Origin of the sequence: Nonomuraea ferruginea (assembly GCF_039540635.1) — a bacterium.
Lineage (GTDB): Bacteria > Actinomycetota > Actinomycetes > Streptosporangiales > Streptosporangiaceae > Nonomuraea > Nonomuraea ferruginea.
In genome coordinates this window covers 182,390-200,533 of the sequence record NZ_BAABFD010000013.1, presented here as the reverse complement: position 1 = coordinate 200,533, position 18,144 = coordinate 182,390, and the positions used below count along the sequence as shown (strand labels likewise).

Sequence of the window (18,144 nt, the reverse complement as noted above, 5' to 3'; positions counted from 1 at the left end):
CCCGCTCTCGATTCTCTCGGTGGAGGCCGTCATGGCGTTCATGATCGCGTTGACTCTCGCCGTGGTCGTCGGCGCTCTTCTCGGCATGTCCGTCTCCGGCATCGCGTCGCAGGCGGAGGAGGCGTACCGGCGCATGCGCGGCGGCGCGCGGGACAGGCGGGGGCGCGGGCTCGGCACGTACGAGCTGGCCTTTCTGGCGGGCGGGCCGTTGCGGGTGGTGAACACCGGCCTGGCCGCGCTGCTCGGCACCGGGCGGCTGCGCCTTTCCAGGGGCGGGGTGCTGCACCGGGTGGCCGGGGCTGATCCGGGGGAGTACGACGTCGAACGGGCCCTGCTCGACGCCGTCGACCGGCACGGCGGGCGGCTCGGGGTGCCCGAGGCGCGGCGCGAGGTCTCCGCGGGCCGGGAGGTGGAGGCGGTGCGGCACCGGCTCCAGGGGATGGCGCTGCTGGCCGGGGACGACCAGTTGGCCCAGGTACGCACGCTGCTCCGTCGGCTGCGCCGCTGGTCGTGGGTGACGATGGGGGTGGCGGTCGCCTCGGCGCTCGCGGGCGTGCCGGTCGCCCAGCTGTCGGGCGAGGTGGCCTTCGTGCTGTTCGGCGCGGCGGGTGTCTTCGTCGTGATGGGGGCGCGGGGGGTGCGGCTGCACCGGCGCAAGCGGGCGGTGATGGACAATCTGCTCACCTACGCGGGACGTGAGCGGCTCCTGGAGGCGCGGGACGCCTACGCGGTACGTGAAGGGCGGCTGGAGGCGCGGGACGCCTACGCGGAGGGCGGTGGCCGGATCCTCGCCTTCGCGCCCGTCGCGGTGTTCGGGCTGGAGCACCTGGACGACGCGCGCGTCGTGGCGGAGCTCAAGCGGGTGCAGGACGGGTCCGCGGGTTGCGGGGCGGGCGCCTGCGGCGGTGGCACCGGCGAGGACAGGACCGTGTTCGGCCTCGGCACCGACCCGGCGGGCGACGGCGGCGGCGACTTCGGGTCGGGAGGCGACGGCGGAGGCTCCGGTTGCGGAGGCGGCGGGTGCGGGGGATGCGGCGGGTGACTCTTGCCGGGGGCGGTGCAGAGATCCTAGGTTTTCCCTGTGATCGTGGACGCGCACCAGCACTTCTGGAACCTCGAGACCGTCGAGTACCCCTGGCTGACCCCCGCCTCCGGCGTGCTCTACCGCACCTACGCCCCCGAGGACCTGATCCCTGAGCTGCGCGCCACCGGGGTGGATCGGACGGTGCTCGTGCAGGCCGCCGACTCCCGCGCCGAGACGGACGCGATGCTCGCGCACGCCGACACGCACCCGTTCATCGCCGGAGTCGTCGGATGGATCGACCTGACCGACCCGGGCGAGGCGGCGAAGGCCCTCGACCGCTACCGGCCGCACCCGAAGTTCGTCGGCGTCCGCCACCTGATCCACGACGAGCCCGACCCCGACTGGCTGGTCCGCGACGGGGTGCTGGAGTCGCTGGGGCTGCTGGCCGCGGCCGGGCTCGCGTTCGACGTGGTGTCGCTGCTGCCCAGGCACCTGGATCACGTGGTCACGGTGGCCGGGCGCCATCCTGGGCTGAAGCTGGTCGTCGACCACCTGTCGAAGCCGCGGATCAGGGACCGCGAGTGGGAGCCGTGGGCCACGAAGATCGCCGCCGCGGCCGCGTACCCGAATGTCTTCGCCAAGGTGTCGGGCCTGGTCACCGAGGCCGACCACGAGCGGTGGTCGGTGGAGGACCTGCGGCCGTACGTGGAGCACGCGGTCGCGTGTTTCGGGCCTGAGCGGCTGATGTTCGGCAGCGACTGGCCGGTCGCCCTGCTGGCGGCCGACTACCGGACAGTCCTGGAGGCGGCCCGCGCGCTGCTCGGCGGCGCCGGCGCCGAGCAGGTCTTCGGCGCGACCGCCGCCCGCGTCTATGGCCTTGACCAGGAGATTCACCCGCCTTCGTGAGGGAAGGGAACCGGCGTGGTGGGACTACGCTGCGCCGACGGCTCCTTTCTCTCCGTGACACCGGTGCTCTGCAACGACAGCGCGGGCATGCCGTACGAGGTCACGCTGGAGCTGTGCCACGACGGCGTCCCGTACGGGACCGTCGGCGAGCGGTGCGCGTGGCGGCTCGCGCGCCTGGCGCGCGGCGTGGAGGCGGCCCGGCGCGACCACGGGCAGGCCGGTCGGTGGCCGGATCCCGACGACCGCTTCCCGCCGGAAGAGGGCGGGGCCGAACTCTTCTCGTTCCGGTACCGCAGCAGGTGGGGCGGCGTCGCCGGCGGCGAGCTGCGCTGTCAGCTGCGCACGATCCCCCTCTGGACACCCCGGCCTGAGCAGCGCGGCGAGTGGCGGCTGACCCGCAGGGCCTTCGTGGAGGCGTGGGGCGTGGGCGGCCTGGGCACGCGGGCGATCCTCACCTCCGGTGAGCTGGCGGGGTTCGTGCGTGCTCTGGTGGACGAGGCCGAGGGCTGCCTGGGCAATACGGACCCGGGCAAGGTCCGCGTTCAGGGCACGGGCACGGGCGAAACACGGTGATAATGGCCTGTCGGGTCTTCCGACCTGTACATGGCAGCGCTGGGGAGGGACTCCGTGAGCCTGCGCGACCTGGTCTACCGGCTGTACGAGCGCCGGCTGGAGGCCAAGCTGTCCAAGGACAGCATCCCCCGGCACGTCGGGGTGATCATCGATGGCAACCGCCGCTGGGCGCGTGCCATGGGCATGACCGATGTCGCCAAAGGGCATCGCAAGGGCGCCGACAAGATCTCCGAGCTGCTCACGTGGTGCCGCGAGACCGGGGTCGAGGTCGTCACCGTCTGGATGCTGTCCAACGACAATCTCAACCGGCCGCCCAACGAGCTGGAGCCGCTGCTGCGCATCATCGAGGACGTCGTCCAGGAGCTGGTCGGCCAGGGCTGGCGGATCAGCCCTGTGGGGGCGCTGGACCTGCTGCCGGACCGCACGGCCAATGTCCTGAAGAACGCAAAAGAAGTGACATCGCACCGTCCCGGCCTGATTGTGAACGTTGCAGTTGGGTATGGAGGAAGGCGTGAGATTGCCGATGCGGTGCGCTCACTCCTGCAGGAGCAAGCGAGCAGGGGCGCGAGCATCGAGGACCTCGTGGAGGGTCTCGATGTCGAACACATCGCTGAGCATCTCTACACTCGCGGCCAGCCCGACCCGGACCTCCTCATCCGGACCTCGGGCGAGCAGCGCCTGTCGGGCTTCATGTTGTGGCAGAGCGCTCACTCTGAGTTCTACTTCCACGAGGCCTACTGGCCGGATTTCCGCAGGGTGGACTTCCTGCGAGCCCTGCGGGATTACGCCGCGAGACACCGGCGTTACGGTTCATAACGGGACATCCCGGCACTTGGGACGTAACGTTGGAAGTGTCCGGTCAAAGGCCGGACATTCCGGAAAGGGCCCGCCTTTGCGCCGATTCGAGCCGAGGGGGCCGGAATCCGGCGCCGGCGGCACGTCGCGGTCGGGGGCACGGGTCCGGTCCGAATCCCGCCTCGTCTGCAGGGTGCCCGTCCGCACGGGCGCCCGGGGGAGAACGTGTGGCAGTGTCCTCGAGCAACCCTACGACCAGTCCCGCCAAGCGCACCTACGTGCTGGACACCTCGGTCCTGCTGGCCGACCCGGCGGCGATGACCCGCTTCGCGGAGCACGATGTCGTCCTGCCGATCGTCGTCATCACGGAGCTTGAGGGGAAGCGGCATCACCCGGAGCTGGGCTACTTCGCGAGAAAGGCCCTGCGTTACCTGGATGAGCTGCGGGTCGAGCACGGCCGGCTGGACGAGCCGATGCCCACAGGGGAAGGCACGATCAGGGTCGAGCTCAACCACAGCGATCCGTCCATCCTGCCCGTCGGCTTCCGCCTGGGCGACAACGACACCCGCATCCTCACCGTGGCCCGCTCGCTGGCCGCCGAGGGCCAGGACGTCGTGCTCGTCTCCAAGGACCTGCCGATGCGGGTCAAGGCGGCCTCGATCGGCCTGGCGGCCGAGGAGTACCGCGCCGGGCTGGTCATCGAGTCCGGCTGGACGGGGATGGCCGAGATGCAGGTGACGGCGGAGGACGTCGAGTCGCTCTTCGACTCCGGCACCGCCGACCTTGAGGAGGCCAGAGAACTGCCGACCCACACCGGCCTGCGGCTGCTGTCGGCCAACGGCTCGGCGCTCGGCAGGGTCCAGCCCGACAAGTCGGTGCGGCTGGTGCGCGGCGACCGCGAGGTGTTCGGCCTGCACGGCCGCTCCGCCGAGCAGCGCATCGCGCTGGAGCTGCTGATGGACCCGGAGATCGGCATCGTGTCGCTCGGCGGCCGGGCCGGCACCGGCAAGTCGGCGCTCGCCCTCTGCGCTGGCCTGGAGGCCGTCCTGGAGCGCCGCCAGCACCGCAAGGTGGTCGTCTTCCGCCCGCTGTACGCGGTCGGCGGCCAGGAGCTGGGCTACCTGCCGGGCACCGAGGGCGAGAAGATGGGCCCCTGGGCGCAGGCGGTCTTCGACACGCTGAGCGCCGTCACCTCGCCCGAGGTGATCGAGGAGGTGCTCGACCGCGGCATGCTGGAGGTGCTGCCGCTCACGCACATCCGCGGGCGTTCGCTGCACGACGCGTTCGTGATCGTGGACGAGGCCCAGTCGCTGGAGCGCGGGGTGCTGCTGACCGTGCTCAGCCGCATCGGCGCCAACTCCCGTGTGGTGCTCACGCACGACATCGCCCAGCGCGACAACCTGCGCGTCGGGCGGCACGACGGCGTGGTGGCGGTGGTGGAGAAGCTCAAGGGCCACCCGCTGTTCGCGCACGTCACGCTGACCAGGTCGGAGCGCTCGCCGATCGCGGCGCTGGTGACGGAGATGCTGGAGGACATCACCATCTAGTCGTCCGGCGGGCTCACCGGAGCTCGCCGCACGTGAGACCGCTCTCCGTCACCGGAGGGCGGTCTCCGAACTTCTGCACGATCTTCACGCCCTCGATGGCCGTGTCCTGCTGGGCCGTGCAGACGATCTGGGCCATCGCCGTCTTGCTCAGCGTGCCGTCGCCCCTCACGTACACGGTCAGGGTGGAGGTCCTGGGCAGCTTGACCTCGTCGCGCTGGATGGGGTTGAGGGAGTCCTCGATGCCGTCGAAGACGAACCCGTGCAGGGCGGTGTCCAGCTTGCCCAGCGGCTGCGTGGAGGCGGCGAACAGCGCGCGCAGGAGGCTCTCCACCGAGGCCGAGCTCACGTCGGCGGGCTCCATGGTCAGCTCGCCGTCCTTGAGCAGGTAGATGGTCTTGGACGGGGGCGGGACCTCTATGACGGGCGCCGCGGCCCGCTCGATCACGTCGGTGGGCGGGATGCCGCAGGCGGCGACGCCGACCACCAGCGCCGCCGCGCCCAGGAGCTCGCGTGCCGCCCTCATGCGTGCGGGAGCCAGACCGTGAACAGGGTGCCGGGGTTCTGCGCGCGTACGGAGATCGTGCCGCCGTGCAGGTGCACGTTGGCGCGCGCGATGGACAGGCCCAGGCCGCTGCCCTGGCTGCGGCTGCGGCCCGCGCCCGCCTTGAAGAAGCGGTCGAAGACGTGCGGCATCGCCTCGGGAGGGATGCCCTTGCCGTGGTCGCGCACCTTCACCTCCAGGCCGTTCTCCGTGCCCCTGGCGTTGACCAGCACCGGCGGGGCGCCGTGCTTGAGCGCGTTGCCGACCAGGTTGGCCACGATGACGTCGAACCTGCTCGGATCCAGGTTGACGACGAGGCTGCGGGAGGCGTTGACCCGCACCTGCTCGGTCCAGCCGCGCACCTCCAGGCAGTCCTGGATCGTGTCGGCCACGTTCACCGGCTCCAGGCTGAGCGTCGCGGTGCCGGCGTCGAAGCGGCTCACCTCGATGAGGTGCTCGACCAGCTCGCGCAGCCGCTCGATCTCGTGCAGCACCAGCCGTACGGCCTCCGCCGGGGCGTCGGGCAGCCGGTTCGCCTCCTCGTACAGCATGTCGGCCACGGCGGTCATCGCGGTGAGCGGGGTGCGCAGCTCGTGCGAGACGTCGGCGACGAACCGGCGCGACATGGCCTCCAGCGAGCGCAGCTCCGACACGCTGAGCTCCAGCGCGGCGGCGGCGTCGTTGAACCGGGCGGTCAGCTCGGCCAGCTCGTCCTGGCCGTGCACGGGCAGGCGGGTGTCCAGGCGGCCCTGGCCGAGCGCCTGCGCGGCCGCGCTGAGCCGCCCGACGGGCCGCAGCACCTGCCGCGCCGACGCCAGCGCCACCACCAGGGCGATGAGCACGATGGCCCCGCCGCCCTGGGCCATCGTGGTGCGCAGGGTGACGAGCTGGCTCTGCTCGTCGCGCATCGGGAAGAAGACGAACGCGCGCAGGCCGGTGGCCTCGGGCTCCTGGCCGTTGTCGCGGTAGACGGCGGAGCCGACGATGAGCCACAGCTCGTTGCGCACCACCTTGCGCTGGGTGACGACGAACCGCTTGGCCCGGCCGTGCAGCTCGTTGGGCACGTCGTTCAGCGTCATCGGGCCGTCGGAGTGGAGCAGGTCGCCGTACTCGATGACGACGCTGCGCCCCGGCCCGTCGAGCGCGTCCGCGAGGTCGGCCAGCTCGCTCATGCCGGGCGCGGCCTCGCCCTGCCTGAGCCTGCCGATGGGGAACGTTATCCGGTTGAGCTCCCTGGTGACGAGGTCGATGGCGGTGTCCTCGGCGCGCTTCACCAGCGCGGACTTGGCCAGCTCGAACCCGATGGTGGCCACCAGGACGGAGGCGGTGATGGCGACCAGGGTGAAGGTGAAGACGAGCCGGGCGCGGAACCCGGTGGGGAACCTGATCACGAGCCGGTCACGGAGGGCTGAACCGGTAGCCGAAGCCGCGCACGGTGTGGATGAACACCGGCTCGGCGGGCCTCGGCTCGATCTTGGCCCGGACCCGCTGCACGCACGCGTCGACCAGCCGGGAGTCGGCGACGTGCGTGTGGTCCCAGACCGAGCGCAGCAGGTAGCGCCGGTTGAGCACCTGCCCGGGGTGGCGCACCAGCTCCAGCAGCAGGCGCAGCTCGGTGGGCGTCAGGTGGATCTCCTTGCCGGCCAGCGTCACCTTGAGCGCGCCCCGGTCGATGACCAGGTCGCCGAAGGTGATGCGGTCGGAGGCGGCGGACTCGGCCCTGCGCAGGATGGCCCTGATGCGGGCGTCCAGGACGCGCGGCTCGACCGGCTTGACCACGTAGTCGTCGGCGCCCGCCTCCAGGCCGACCACGATGTCCAGGTCGTCGCCGCGCGCGGTGAGCAGGATCACGGGGAGCTGGTCGAGTTTGCGGATGCGCCGGCACACCTCGACGCCGTCGATCCCGGGCAGCATGACGTCCAGGATGGCGATCTCGGGACGGCGCGCCCTGATGTGGTCGAGAGCCTCCTCGCCCGTGGTGTACGAGGTGACGGAGTGCCCTTGGCGGGACAGCGCGAGTTCGAGCGCCGTGCGCACCGAGGGATCGTCTTCGACGAGGAGAATGCCAGCCACGGCCACATTATTGTGCTATGTCGGGTATGCCCGCGTTCTGTAACTAAACTGTGACGTGCCGCGCATGCCATGAACAACTGGCTGACCGACCCTGAATACCGGCCTTCCCTCCGGAATCGGGTGCCCGGAGGGCAGGCCGCCCTGTGTGACCAAAATCACACAGGGGAGAAAGTCGGGCCTACCTGCTGGTTGGCCAAGGGAGTGCCAAGCGAATTGACCGATTCGGTTGCGGAGCACCCCCCAAGTCAGGGCAAGCTCATGGACCGTGAGTCCAGGTCCGACTTTGAGCGAACGTCCCACGCGCCAGGCCGCCCGGGCGGCGCGCAAGCGTTCGCGGCTGAGCCCCAAGCGGGTGATGATCATCGGCCTGTCCGCCGTGGTCGTGTTCGGCGGCGGCGGTTTCGTCGTCCACCGCGCCATCGAGAACGCCAACAGGCCACCGGTCGAGGGGCCCACGCTGGAGGAGTTCGCCCGCATCGCCAGCGGCGACCTGTCGGGCGCCGACCCCAAGACCGACCAGCTCAAGGCCGCCGCCGTGCAGGCGCACAAGGCCGACAGGCTGAAGCAGTCGCGCCAGGGCAACGACCCGCTCGACACCATCATCATCAAGAAGAAGGCGCCCGGCGGCGACGGCTTCCCGCCCGCCAACTTCCCGCCCGGCAGCACCCCCTCACCCGGCTCCAACAAGGCCGTCGCCAAGGAGATGCTCGGCTCGTTCGGCTTCGGCACCGACCAGTGGGGCTGCCTGGAGAGCCTCTGGCAGAAGGAGAGCGGCTGGAACGAGCGGGCGATGAACCGCTACTCCGGCGCCTACGGCATCCCGCAGTCGCTGCCCGGCACCAAGATGGCCAGCGCCGGCGCCGACTGGCAGACCAACCCCGCCACCCAGATCAAGTGGGGTCTCGGTTACATCAAGGGCCGCTACGGCACTCCCTGTGGAGCCTGGGGGCACTCCCAGGCCAGGGGATGGTATTAACAAGGCATCTTTCCCCCTGTAATCGGCAAGCCGTCACGCCCGTCCGGGAAGGACCCCGCACGCTGGCCGCATGGGTGTGAAGGTCAGTGTGATCGTCAATGTCCACAATCCGGGTGACTCAGCCGATCCGTGCATCCGGTCGACGCTGGAACAGACCCTCCCAGCGGACGCGTACGAAGTGATCTTCGTGGACGACGGGTCCACGGACGGGATAGCCGAGCGGCTCGACACCATCGCCGCGGTCCGCAGGAACGTGCGCGTGCTGCACCTGCCGCACACGGGCTCCCCCATGCGCGGCCGGAACGTCGGCGTGGCCGCCGCCAAGGGCGACTACGTCTTCATGCTCGGCCAGCAGGACCGGCTGGCGCGCGACGGCCTGGAACGCATGCACGAGCGGGCCGTGGAGGCCGACGCCGACGTGCTCGTGGGGCGTCTGGTGCGCGACGGCGGGCCGCCCATGACCGCCTTCGACCGCAACAAGCCCCGCGCCGACATCCTCCGCGACCGCCTGCTCACCCTGCTCACCCCGCACAAGCTCTACCGCCGCGCCTTCCTGGAGGAGCACGAGCTCGGCTTCGCCGTGCCCGGCGGGGTCATCGCCGAGCAGGCGTTCGTGGTCCGCGCCTACCTGCGCGCCAAGATCATCGCGGTGCTCGCCGACCAGGTCTGCTGCCACCTGGGCGCGCGCGAGGTCGCCGCCGAGGAGCCGCGCACCGCCGTGCGCGAGCTCCGGTCCCTGCTCGGCGACATCGACGGGTACGTGGGCGAGGGCCGCCAGCGTGACCGGATGTACGCGTACTGGTTCCGCTCGGCGGTGCTGCGGCCGTTCCTGACGACCGCGTTCGCCGGTTCCTCGATCGACCGGGGCGCCTACTTCCGCATGGTCCAGGAGCTCGTCGAAGAGCGCTTCCCCGAGCGCCTCGACCGCTACCTGCCCGTCCAGCTCAGGGCCGTGGCCGCGCTCATCAGGGCCGGACGGCTGGACCAGCTCGTCCTGCTGGCCAACTCCGGGCGGCGGGCCGGGCTGCGCGCCGACCTGACCGAGGTCCGCTGGGACGCGCACGTGCTGGCGCTCGGGCTGAGCGTGGAGGTGCTGAGCGGCGAGGGCAGGCCCGAGCGGTTCCTGACGGACGGCGACCGGCTGTTCTGGAAGCCGCCGCGTGCCGTCGACGCCAGGCTGCTGCCGGAGAGCGTCACCGACGTCACCGGCGCCGTCGAGCGCGCCCGCATCGAGGTGTACGTGCGCCACGCCGAGACCGGTGACGTGCACTTCCTACCCGTCGCGTACCAGGTGGACAAGGTCCAGGACGGGCGCAGGCACGCCCGCGTGCGCATCCTCGGCGAGGCCAGGGTGGACGTGACGACGGCCGCGCACGGCGAGCCGCTCAGGCCCGGCCAGTGGGAGGTGCACGTGCGCATGTTCGGCGGCGCCCACCAGGCCAGGAGCCGGGTGCGGCGGCCGGACGGGCCGCTCAACTGCCTCGGCGTGCTCGCCCAGCGGCCCAGGACGCGGCTGGTGGTGCCGTGCTGGACGGACACGGGGGAGCTGGGGCTGGCCGTCGAGCCGCGCTCGTTCACCGAGTCGATCGCGCTGGTCTCGCCCGGCGTGAACGTCAAGCTGCTCGGCGAGCATCTGTGGGTGGTGCTGCCCGTGCCGTACGTGCCGCCGAGCGGCGGGCCGCCGCTGGAGCTGGTGCTGCGCACGGGCGGGCGGCGCGAGCGCGAGCTGTCGGCTCCCGCGCTGGTGGAGGCGGGCGTGCCCGGCAGGCTGGCCGGCCAGCTTGTGGCCAAGGTGCCGATCAAGCGGCGGATGCCCGGCAGGGACAACCTGGGGCCCGGCGTCTGGCTGGCGTCGCTGCGCGGCGCCGAGGAGGAGCTCGGGCTGCGGTTCGCGGTGGAGCTGCGGCACGGCAGGGCGGTGGTGCGGCCCGCCACGGCCGTCACCCCGGAACGGCGCTTCCCGCTGGCCCGCGACACCGCCTGGCTGCGGCTGGCCCGCCGCCTGCCCGGCGCGCGCCGGCTCATCCGGCTGGCGCGCGCGGGCAAGCACCGCTACCTCAGGGACTGAGAGCGGTCAGGATCGGGCCTCCCTCAGGTGTCCGGCCAGCAGGCGGACGAACGCCTCCGGGTGCTCCAGATGCGGGCTGTGGCCGCAGTCGGCCAGCACCGCCTCCCGGTAACGGCCGTAGCGGTCCAGGACGGCCCTGGTCTGCGTGACCATCGGCTGGGCCGGGGTGCCGGGCGAGCCGGGCACCAGGCCCAGCGCGCCCAGGTGGGCGAGGTCGTACATCGAGGTGTCGGAGACGATCTGGTCGTCGGCGCCCCTGATCCACAGGATCGGCGGCTTCGGGTCGATCTCGTGCAGGTCGTCCAGCCGGAAGCGGGTCGGGGCCATCGCGTTGAGCACGCCCGTCTTGCCGGGCGCGACGTGCGGCCAGGCTTCCGAGGTGGCCGCGTCGCCGGGGTAGTTGCCCTCGCCGGTGCGGGTGGTGAGCATGGCGCGGACGTAGAAGTCCTCATCGGGGACCGGGTTCTTGACGTACGTGGCGCGGAAGACCGAGCGCGGCGAGGTCATCGCCTCGTCCGACAGGTCACCCGCCGCCAGCCTGGCCACGAAGTCGGGGTTCACGCCGCCCGCCCCCGAGCCGGCGCCGTCGGGGTGGGTGAGCCGGCCGCCGGCGCCCTCGGTGCCGCCGAACCCGTACGGCGAGACCGGGTTGACCAGGGTGACGCTCCGGACGGCGGCCGGGCGGTCGCGCAGCAGGCTGAGCACCACGCCGCCGCCCATGCTCCAGCCCACCAGGTGCACCGGGGCCAGGTCCAGCGCCTCGACCAGCTCGGCCAGGTCGTCGGAGAAGTCGCGCGCGCCGCGGGTGGCGTCGACCGGGAGGGAGTCGGTCTCGCCGAACCCGCGCAAATCCACCGCGAGCGGCCGGAAGCCGCCGGGCAGCGCGGCCATGGTGTCGCGCCAGAACGCGCCGGAGGAGACGTTGCCGTGCACGAACAGCACCGGCTCGCCGGTCCTGCCGTCGACGGTCCTGACGTGCTGGGTGAGCCTCGGCGTGGTGACCTTCACGCGCGTATCCTCTCGGCCAGGTCGCGTCCCTGCGTCTCCTTGGCGGCGTAGACCGCGACCAGCGTGATGACCGCCGCGGCCGCCAGATAGATGGAGATCGGCAGGCTGCTGCCGAAGTCGCGGAGCAGCGCCACCGCGATCACCGGCGCCAGCGCACCGGCCACGATCGCCGACAGCTGGGCGCCGATCGAGACTCCTGTGTACCTCATCCTGGTCCCGAACAGCTCGGAGAAGAAGGCCGCCTGCGGGCCGTACATCATGCCGTGGAACAGCAGACCCACCGTGACCGCGAGCGTGATCGCCAGGAAGTTGCCGGTGTCGATCAGCGGGAAGAACGCGAAGATCCACACCCCGACGCCGGCCGCCCCGGCGAGGTAGGTCGGGCGGCGGCCGATCCGGTCCGACAGCGCGCCCCACATCGGAATCGTGACGAAGTGGATGGCCGAGGCGAGCAGCACCGCGTTGAGCACGGTCGAGTTCGACACCCCGGTGCTCTTCGCGTAGGTGATGACGAAGACGGTGAGCAGGTAGAAGGAGATGTTCTCCGCCATCCGCGCGCCGATCGCGATGACGACGTCCTTGGAGTGGTGCCGCAGCACGCCGACGATCGGCGGCGCCTTCTCCGGCTCGGCCCGCTGGAAGACCGGCGACTCGGTGATCGTCAGCCGGATCCAGAGCCCGACCAGCACCAGCACGCCCGACAGCAGGAACGGGATCCGCCAGCCCCAGGCGAGGAACTGCTCCTCCGGCTGCCAGGCGGCGAGCGCGGCCAGCACGCCGGTCGCCAGCAGGTTGCCGCCGGGCGCGCCCGCCTGCGGCCAGGACGCCCAGAAGCCGCGGCGCCTGGCGTCCCCGTGCTCGGAGACGATCAGCACCGCGCCGCCCCACTCGCCGCCCAGCGCGAAGCCCTGCACCAGGCGGAGCGTCGTGAGCAGCAGCGGCGCCGCCGCGCCGATCGCGGCGTGCGTGGGCAGGAGGCCCATGAGGAACGTCGCGCCGCCCATCATCAGCAGGCTGACGACGAGCAGCGTCTTGCGGCCGAACCGGTCGCCGTAGTGGCCGAACACCAGCCCGCCGAGCGGGCGGGCGACGAAGCCGACGGCGTAGGTGAGGAACGCCAGCAGCGTCCCGGTGAGCGGATCGGACTCGGGGAAGAACAGCTTGTTGAACACGAGTGCGGCTGCCGAGCCGTACAGGAAGAAGTCGTACCACTCGATGGTGGTGCCGATCAGACTCGCGCCGACGATCTTCTTGATGGATGTGGTGGCCATGCCGTCACGCTAGGGAGTGACCGGCGTCACTCATATGGGCTGAGAACCCACACTGTCGCCGGTGCCTGTGTGGCCGAGCCGGTGCAGGCGGAGGGCGAGCTGGATCTCCAGCGCCCGGTCCGGCTCCTGCCAGCCGTCGCCGAGCAGCTTGCCGATGCGGTCCAGCCGCTGGGTGACGGTGTTCACGTGGATGTGCATGGTCTCGGCCGTGCGCGAGGGGGAGCCTCCGGCGGCGAAGTACGCCGCGAGCGTGGCGGCCAGCGCGGTGCCGCGGCGCGTGTCGTACTCGATCACCGGGCCGAGCGCGGACGTGACGAAGCCGGGCACGTCGCGGCCCTCGCCGATGAGCAGCCCGACGAACCCCAGCTCGGCGGTGCTCGCGCCGTCGCCCGCCCGGCCGAGCGCGACCAGCGCGTCCGCGCAGCGCCGCGCCTCGCGGTAGGCGCCCGCGACGTCTCCGGCCCGGGCCGCGCCGGCCGTCGCGGGGGCGTGCAGCGAGACGCTCAGCTCCGCGGCCACGCGCCGGGCGAGCGGGCCCGCGTCCGTGCCGGGCAGCAGCAGCACCACCTCGTCGCCGCGCCCCGCGGCCAGCCCGTGCCGGAGCGCCGCCTCCGCCGACGCCCAGAACGCGGCCCGCTCACGCTGCCCGTCGTGCCGGGCCACGACCACGACGTGCGGCGCCGACAGGTCGACGCCCAGCCGCAGGGCGCGGTCGCGCAGGCCGGGCGAGCCGGGCCGGGAGATCAGGTCGTCCAGCAGCTCGCCCCGTACGCGCCCCTCGGCCTCCGCCACGCTCCTGCGGAACAGCAGCAGCAGCGCGCACACCAGCGCGGCCCGCTCCAGGATGCGCTCGTCGGCGTCGTCGCTGCGCAGCACCAGCGTGCAGAGCGGCGCGCCGCCGACGTCCACCGACGCGATGCGCAGGTCGCCCCTGCGCACGGTACGGCCGAGCGCGCGCGAGGCCTGGGCCGCCTCGAACACGCCGGTGTCGAGCCCGGCCGCGTCGCCCGCGAGCGGCCTGCCCAGGTCGTCCAGCACGGCCAGCTCGCCGCCGAGCACGTCCGTCACCACGGCGGCCACGTCCTCGATGCCGCCGCCGCGCAGCACCAGCGAGGTCATCCGGTCGTGCGCCGTCGCCGCCCGCTCCACCGCCTCGGCGTGCTCCCTGGCGACGCGGTGCGCCTGCGACAGCTCCTCCAGCGCGTTCCTGGTCTCCTGCAGCAGCCGGGCGTTGTCGATCGCCACCGCGGCGTGCGCCGCCAGGCTGCCCAGCAGCGAGACCTCCTCCTGGTGGAACGGCCGGGCGCTGCGGTTGGCCGCGAACAGCACGCCGATCACCCGCTGGCCCAGCCGCAGCGGCACCCCCAGGATCGCGACCAGGCCCTCCTCGGTGACGGCCTCGTCGATGTCGTGCTTGTGGCGGAAACGGGCGTCGGCGAAGTAGTCGGCGGTCGCGTACGGGACCGCGGTCTGCGCCACCAGCCCGCCCAGCCCCGACCCCATGGCCAGCCGCAGCGATCGGAACTTGGCCGAGATCGAGCCGTCGGTGACCCGCATGTAGGTGTCGCCGCGGGCCGGGTCGTGCAGTGTCAGGTAGGCGGTGTCGGTCGCCAGGAGCTGCCTGGCGCGGTGCACGATCGCCTCCAGCACCGCGTCCAGGTCGCGCAGCGCCGACAGGTCGCCCGCCGTGTCGTACAGCGCCGACAGCTCGGCCTCGCGCCTGGCCCTGCGCCGCAGCAGCGCCCGCACCTTGAGCGCCTCGACCTTGGCCCTCTCCAGCTCCTCGACGGCGGCCGGATCGGCGCCCGCGGCCCTGGCCTCGATCACCGGCCCCTCGAACTCGACCGCCGACGCCTCCCTGGCGAGGAGCTCCAGGAAACGCTTGGTCATCGCCGCCGCCCCGGCCGTCGTGAGGGCACTACCGCGCCGTCCAGCCGCCGTCGACCGGCAGGGACACCCCGGTGATGAACGAACCGGCCGGCCCGCAGAGGTAGGCGGCCAGCTCGGCCACCTCCTCGGGCTCGATCAGCCGCTTGATCGCGGCGGGCCGCAGCATGATCTCCTCCACGACCTGGTCGGGGCCGACGCCGTGGACCCTGGCCTGGCCGGCGATCTGGCCCTCGACCAGCGGGGTGCGCACGTACGCGGGGCAGATGCAGGTGGAGGTCACGCCGTGCGGCGCCCCTTCGAGCGCCAGCGTCTTGGAGAACCCCTCCAGCGCGTGCTTCGCCGTCGTGTAAGCCGACTTGTACGGTGAAGCGCGCAATCCGTGCACCGAGGAGATGTTGACGAAACGTCCCCACCCTCTCTCGTACATGCCCGGCAGCACCCGCCGCGCGATCAGGAACGGCGCCTCGACCATCACCTTGAGTATCGCCGAGAACACCTCGGGCGGGAACTCCTCGATCGCGGCCACGTGCTGGAAGCCGGCGTTGTTCACCACGATGTCGACCGGCTCGTCCGGCAGCGCGGCGACGAACCCCGGGTCCGTCAGGTCGGCCACCACCGCCACGCCGCCGACCTCCGCGGCGACCTCGGCGGCCGGCTCGGCCAGCCGGTCCACGACCAGCACCCGCGCCCCGTCGACGGCCAGCCGCCTGGCGCACGCCGCGCCGATCCCGCTCCCGGCTCCCGTCACCAGCGCAGTCCGCCCAGTCAGCTCCTTCGCCATGGATCCGACCCTAAGCGTCGCCCCTCGGGCCACGGCATGGGTGCTCACGACATAGATCGGTGCAGCCCTATGTGTGGGCGCTCTCCTGATACTCTTGCGCTCATGACCGCGTACCCGATGCTGTGGTGGCCCGCCCTCTAGGCGGTCCTGCAGCGCGCGTACGCACCCCGGCCGCCTCGACGAGGCGGCCACCCGGCAAGGGGCGCCCCCCGTCGAGCATTCGAGACGAGAAAGGGCGTCATCCATGACCGGCACCACCACCTGGCCCGCACTGCTCACCACGCTCCTCGACGGTGAGCCGCTCAGCTCGGCCCAGACCTCCTGGGCCATGTCGGAGATCATGTCGGGCGGGGCCACGGACGCCCAGATCGCCGCCTTCGCCGTCGCGCTGCGCGCCAAGGGCGAGAGCGTCGCGGAGCTCTCCGGCCTGGCCGACGGCCTGCTCGCCGGGACGTCCGCGATCAGGATCCCCGGTGAGACCGTAGACCTGGTCGGCACGGGCGGCGACCGGGCCAACACGGTCAACGTCTCCACCATGGCCGCCGTCGTCGCCGCCGCCGCGGGGGCCATGGTGGTCAAGCACGGCGGCCGGGCCGCCTCCTCCAGCACCGGCGCCGCCGACGTCCTGGAGGAGCTGGGCGTCGTCGTCGACCTGCCGCCGGCCGCCGTCGTGGAGGTGGCGGAGGAGGTGGGCATCACGTTCTGCTTCGCCCCCGTCTTCCATCCCGCGCTCAAGCACGCCTCACGCCCGCGCCGCGAGCTGGGGGTGCCCACGGTCTTCAACTTCCTCGCCCCGCTCACCAACCCGGCCCTGCCCACCGCCTCCGCCATCGGCGTCTACCACCCCACGATGGCCGAGACCATCGCTGGCGTGCTGGCCGAGCGCGGCGCCTCCAGCCTGGTCTTCCGCGGCGACGACGGCCTGGACGAGCTCACCACCTCCGGCCCCTCCACCATCTACGTGGTGCGCAAGGGCACCGTCAGCCGCACCCGCTTCGACCCCGCCGACCTCGGCATCCCGCGCTGCGATCCCGGCGACCTGCGCGGCGGCCCGCCGGCCCGCAACGCCGAGGTGGCCCGCGACACGCTGTCGGGCGTGCGCGGGCCCGTCCGCGACATCGTGCTGCTGAACGCCGCCGCCGCCCTGGTCGCCGCCGAGGGCGCGCCGGGCGCCGACGACCTCACGCCCGCGCTGGAGAAGGCTCACGAGCGAGCCAGGACGGCGGTCGACAGCGGAGCCGCCACCGACCTCCTCGAACGGTGGGCCGCCGCCACCCAGCGGCAGACCGCCCGTTAGGACGGGCGGGTCATCGACAGCACGTCGAGGGCGGCGTCCAGCTGGGCTTCCGTCAGGGTGCCGTCAGCGACGTGACCGCGCTCGATGACCACCTCGCGGATCGTCCTGCGCTCCGCGAGGGCCTGCTTGGCGATCTTGGCGGCTTCCTCGTAACCGACGTACCGGTTGAGCGGGGTGACGATCGACGGGGAGGACTCGGCGTACTCGCGCATGCGGTCGACGTTGGCCGTGATGCCGGCCACGCAGCGGTCGGCCAGCAGGCGGGAGATGCCGGCCAGCAGGCGCACGGACTCCAGGATGTTGCGGGCGATGACCGGGAGCTGGACGTTCAGCTCGAAGGAGCCGGAGGCGCCCGCGAAGGTGATGGCGGCGTCGTTGCCGATGACCTGGGCGGCGACCATGGCCGTGGCCTCGGGGATGACGGGGTTGACCTTGCCCGGCATGATGGACGAGCCCGGCTGCAGGTCGGGCAGGTTGATCTCGCCGAGGCCCGCGCGGGGGCCGGAGCCCATCCACCGCAGGTCGTTGGCGATCTTGTTGAGCGAGACGGCCACGACCTTGAGCTGGCCCGACAGCTCCACGATGGAGTCCTGCGTGCTCTGGGCCTCGAAGCGGTCGGCCGCCTCGCGGAAGTCGATGCCCGTGGCCTCGCGGAGCTTGGCGATCGCCTTCTCGGCGAAGCCCGGCGGGGTGTTGATGCCGGTGCCGACCGCGGTGCCGCCCAGCGGGAGCTCCAGCACGTGGCCGAGAGCCCGCCGCACCCGGACCACGCCGTGCTCGATCTGGGTGGCGTAGCCGCCGAACTCCTGGCCCAGCGTCACCGGCGTGGCGTCCATCAGGTGGGTCCGCCCGGCCTTCACCACGTCGCCGAACTGCAGCTCCTTGGTCCGCAGCGCGACCGCCAGATGCTCCAGCGAGGGCAGCAGGTGGAACGAGACCTCCGTCGCCGCCGCCACGCGGATCGACGTCGGGAACACGTCGTTGGACGACTGCGAGGCGTTGACGTGGTCGTTCGGGTGGACCGGACGGCCCAGCCGCTCCTCGGCCAGCGTCGCGACGACCTCGTTGACGTTCATGTTGGAGGAGGTGCCGGAGCCGGTCTGGAAGACGTCGACGGGGAAGTGGGCGTCATGCTCGTTCTCCGCCACGTCGGCGGCCGCCTGGGCGATCGCCTCGGCCAGATCCTTGTCGATCACCCCGAGCTCGCCGTTGACCTCGGCGGCCACCGCCTTGATCAGGCCGAGGGCGGCGATGTGGGACGGCTCCAGGGCACGGCCGGAAACGGGGAAGTTCTCCACCGCCCGCTGGGTCTGCGCGCGCCACTTGGCGCTGACGGGGACGTGCACCTCGCCCATCGAGTCGTGTTCAACGCGATACTCGGTCATGCCTCCCAG

The 18,144-nt window shown here is 72.2% G+C and carries 16 protein-coding genes; 8 read left to right on the top strand and 8 right to left on the bottom strand.

Going from position 1 to position 18,144, the window contains the following annotated elements:
• Positions 1 to 31: 31 nt before the first annotated feature.
• From ABD999_RS24930 to phoH2, 5 genes are all read left to right on the top strand, one after another.
• Positions 32 to 1,042, top strand: coding sequence for a TIGR04222 domain-containing membrane protein (locus ABD999_RS24930; RefSeq protein WP_271275807.1), 1,011 nt, complete (start codon positions 32 to 34; stop codon positions 1,040 to 1,042).
• A gap of 39 nt (positions 1,043 to 1,081) precedes the next feature.
• Positions 1,082 to 1,930, top strand: a complete 849-nt coding sequence (locus tag ABD999_RS24925) for an amidohydrolase family protein (RefSeq protein WP_271275808.1) — start codon at positions 1,082 to 1,084, stop codon at positions 1,928 to 1,930.
• A 15-nt stretch (positions 1,931 to 1,945) separates the two neighbouring features.
• Positions 1,946 to 2,503, top strand: coding sequence for a hypothetical protein (locus ABD999_RS24920; RefSeq protein WP_271275809.1), 558 nt, complete (start codon positions 1,946 to 1,948; stop codon positions 2,501 to 2,503).
• 54 nt (positions 2,504 to 2,557) lie between these two features.
• Positions 2,558 to 3,319, top strand: a complete 762-nt coding sequence (locus tag ABD999_RS24915; protein ID WP_271275810.1) for an isoprenyl transferase — start codon at positions 2,558 to 2,560, stop codon at positions 3,317 to 3,319.
• Positions 3,320 to 3,525: 206 nt separating this feature from the next.
• On the top strand, positions 3,526 to 4,845 hold the full coding sequence (phoH2, locus tag ABD999_RS24910) for an RNA 5'-3' helicase PhoH2 (RefSeq protein ID WP_261808298.1): 1,320 nt from the start codon (positions 3,526 to 3,528) through the stop codon (positions 4,843 to 4,845).
• A gap of 13 nt (positions 4,846 to 4,858) precedes the next feature.
• On the opposite strand, the gene ABD999_RS24905 is transcribed toward phoH2, so the two are convergent.
• From ABD999_RS24905 to ABD999_RS24895, 3 genes are read right to left on the bottom strand one after another with little or no spacing between them, the layout of a single operon-like run.
• Positions 4,859 to 5,368, bottom strand: a complete 510-nt coding sequence (locus ABD999_RS24905; RefSeq protein WP_148029172.1) for a hypothetical protein — start codon at positions 5,366 to 5,368, stop codon at positions 4,859 to 4,861.
• Complete coding sequence (locus tag ABD999_RS24900) at positions 5,365 to 6,777, bottom strand: sensor histidine kinase (RefSeq protein WP_148029173.1); 1,413 nt, start codon at positions 6,775 to 6,777, stop codon at positions 5,365 to 5,367. The genes ABD999_RS24905 and ABD999_RS24900 overlap by 4 nt, the downstream gene beginning before the upstream one ends.
• A gap of 7 nt (positions 6,778 to 6,784) precedes the next feature.
• On the bottom strand, positions 6,785 to 7,459 hold the full coding sequence (locus tag ABD999_RS24895; RefSeq protein ID WP_148029174.1) for a response regulator transcription factor: 675 nt from the start codon (positions 7,457 to 7,459) through the stop codon (positions 6,785 to 6,787).
• Positions 7,460 to 7,742: 283 nt separating this feature from the next.
• Here ABD999_RS24895 and ABD999_RS24890 point away from each other — a divergent pair, with 283 nt between their 5' ends.
• The gene (locus tag ABD999_RS24890) at positions 7,743 to 8,435 is read left to right on the top strand and encodes an aggregation-promoting factor C-terminal-like domain-containing protein (RefSeq protein ID WP_246639506.1); all 693 of its coding nucleotides are present in this window, start codon (positions 7,743 to 7,745) and stop codon (positions 8,433 to 8,435) included.
• A 70-nt stretch (positions 8,436 to 8,505) separates the two neighbouring features.
• A complete protein-coding gene (locus ABD999_RS24885) occupies positions 8,506 to 10,503 on the top strand; it encodes a glycosyltransferase family 2 protein (RefSeq protein WP_148029175.1) in 1,998 nt (665 codons plus the stop codon).
• 6 nt (positions 10,504 to 10,509) lie between these two features.
• On the opposite strand, the gene ABD999_RS24880 is transcribed toward ABD999_RS24885, so the two are convergent.
• From ABD999_RS24880 to ABD999_RS24865, 4 genes are read right to left on the bottom strand one after another with little or no spacing between them, the layout of a single operon-like run.
• Positions 10,510 to 11,511 (bottom strand): alpha/beta fold hydrolase, encoded by a 1,002-nt coding sequence (locus ABD999_RS24880; RefSeq protein WP_271275811.1) that lies wholly within the window; start codon positions 11,509 to 11,511, stop codon positions 10,510 to 10,512.
• Entirely contained in the window at positions 11,508 to 12,782 is a 1,275-nt protein-coding gene (locus ABD999_RS24875; protein WP_271275812.1) for an MFS transporter, read from the bottom strand. The genes ABD999_RS24880 and ABD999_RS24875 overlap by 4 nt, the downstream gene beginning before the upstream one ends.
• Before the next feature lie 30 nt (positions 12,783 to 12,812).
• Positions 12,813 to 14,672 carry a helix-turn-helix domain-containing protein gene (locus ABD999_RS24870; RefSeq protein WP_271275813.1) on the bottom strand — a complete coding sequence of 620 codons (1,860 nt, stop codon included), beginning with the start codon at positions 14,670 to 14,672 and terminating at the stop codon, positions 12,813 to 12,815.
• Positions 14,673 to 14,700: 28 nt separating this feature from the next.
• Positions 14,701 to 15,453 (bottom strand): 3-hydroxybutyrate dehydrogenase, encoded by a 753-nt coding sequence (locus tag ABD999_RS24865; RefSeq protein WP_271275814.1) that lies wholly within the window; start codon positions 15,451 to 15,453, stop codon positions 14,701 to 14,703.
• Positions 15,454 to 15,697: 244 nt separating this feature from the next.
• Here ABD999_RS24865 and trpD point away from each other — a divergent pair, with 244 nt between their 5' ends.
• Positions 15,698 to 16,750 (top strand): anthranilate phosphoribosyltransferase, encoded by a 1,053-nt coding sequence (gene trpD / locus ABD999_RS24860; RefSeq protein ID WP_271275815.1) that lies wholly within the window; start codon positions 15,698 to 15,700, stop codon positions 16,748 to 16,750.
• On the opposite strand, the gene ABD999_RS24855 is transcribed toward trpD, so the two are convergent.
• Complete coding sequence (locus ABD999_RS24855; RefSeq protein WP_219544038.1) at positions 16,747 to 18,135, bottom strand: class II fumarate hydratase; 1,389 nt, start codon at positions 18,133 to 18,135, stop codon at positions 16,747 to 16,749. The genes trpD and ABD999_RS24855 overlap by 4 nt on opposite strands.
• Positions 18,136 to 18,144 lie beyond the last annotated feature (9 nt).

Excerpts from the sequence above, each read along its gene's own strand:
- ABD999_RS24885 (WP_148029175.1), top strand. The coding sequence starts at position 8,506 with ATGGGTGTGAAGGTCAGTGTGATCGTCAATGTCCACAATCCGGGTGAC.
- trpD (WP_271275815.1), top strand. The coding sequence starts at position 15,698 with ATGACCGGCACCACCACCTGGCCCGCACTGCTCACCACGCTCCTCGAC.
- ABD999_RS24865 (WP_271275814.1), bottom strand. The coding sequence starts at position 15,453 with ATGGCGAAGGAGCTGACTGGGCGGACTGCGCTGGTGACGGGAGCCGGG.
- ABD999_RS24905 (WP_148029172.1), bottom strand. The coding sequence starts at position 5,368 with ATGAGGGCGGCACGCGAGCTCCTGGGCGCGGCGGCGCTGGTGGTCGGC.
- ABD999_RS24855 (WP_219544038.1), bottom strand. The coding sequence starts at position 18,135 with ATGACCGAGTATCGCGTTGAACACGACTCGATGGGCGAGGTGCACGTC.
- ABD999_RS24870 (WP_271275813.1), bottom strand. The coding sequence starts at position 14,672 with ATGACCAAGCGTTTCCTGGAGCTCCTCGCCAGGGAGGCGTCGGCGGTC.
- ABD999_RS24875 (WP_271275812.1), bottom strand. The coding sequence starts at position 12,782 with ATGGCCACCACATCCATCAAGAAGATCGTCGGCGCGAGTCTGATCGGC.
- ABD999_RS24930 (WP_271275807.1), top strand. The coding sequence starts at position 32 with ATGGCGTTCATGATCGCGTTGACTCTCGCCGTGGTCGTCGGCGCTCTT.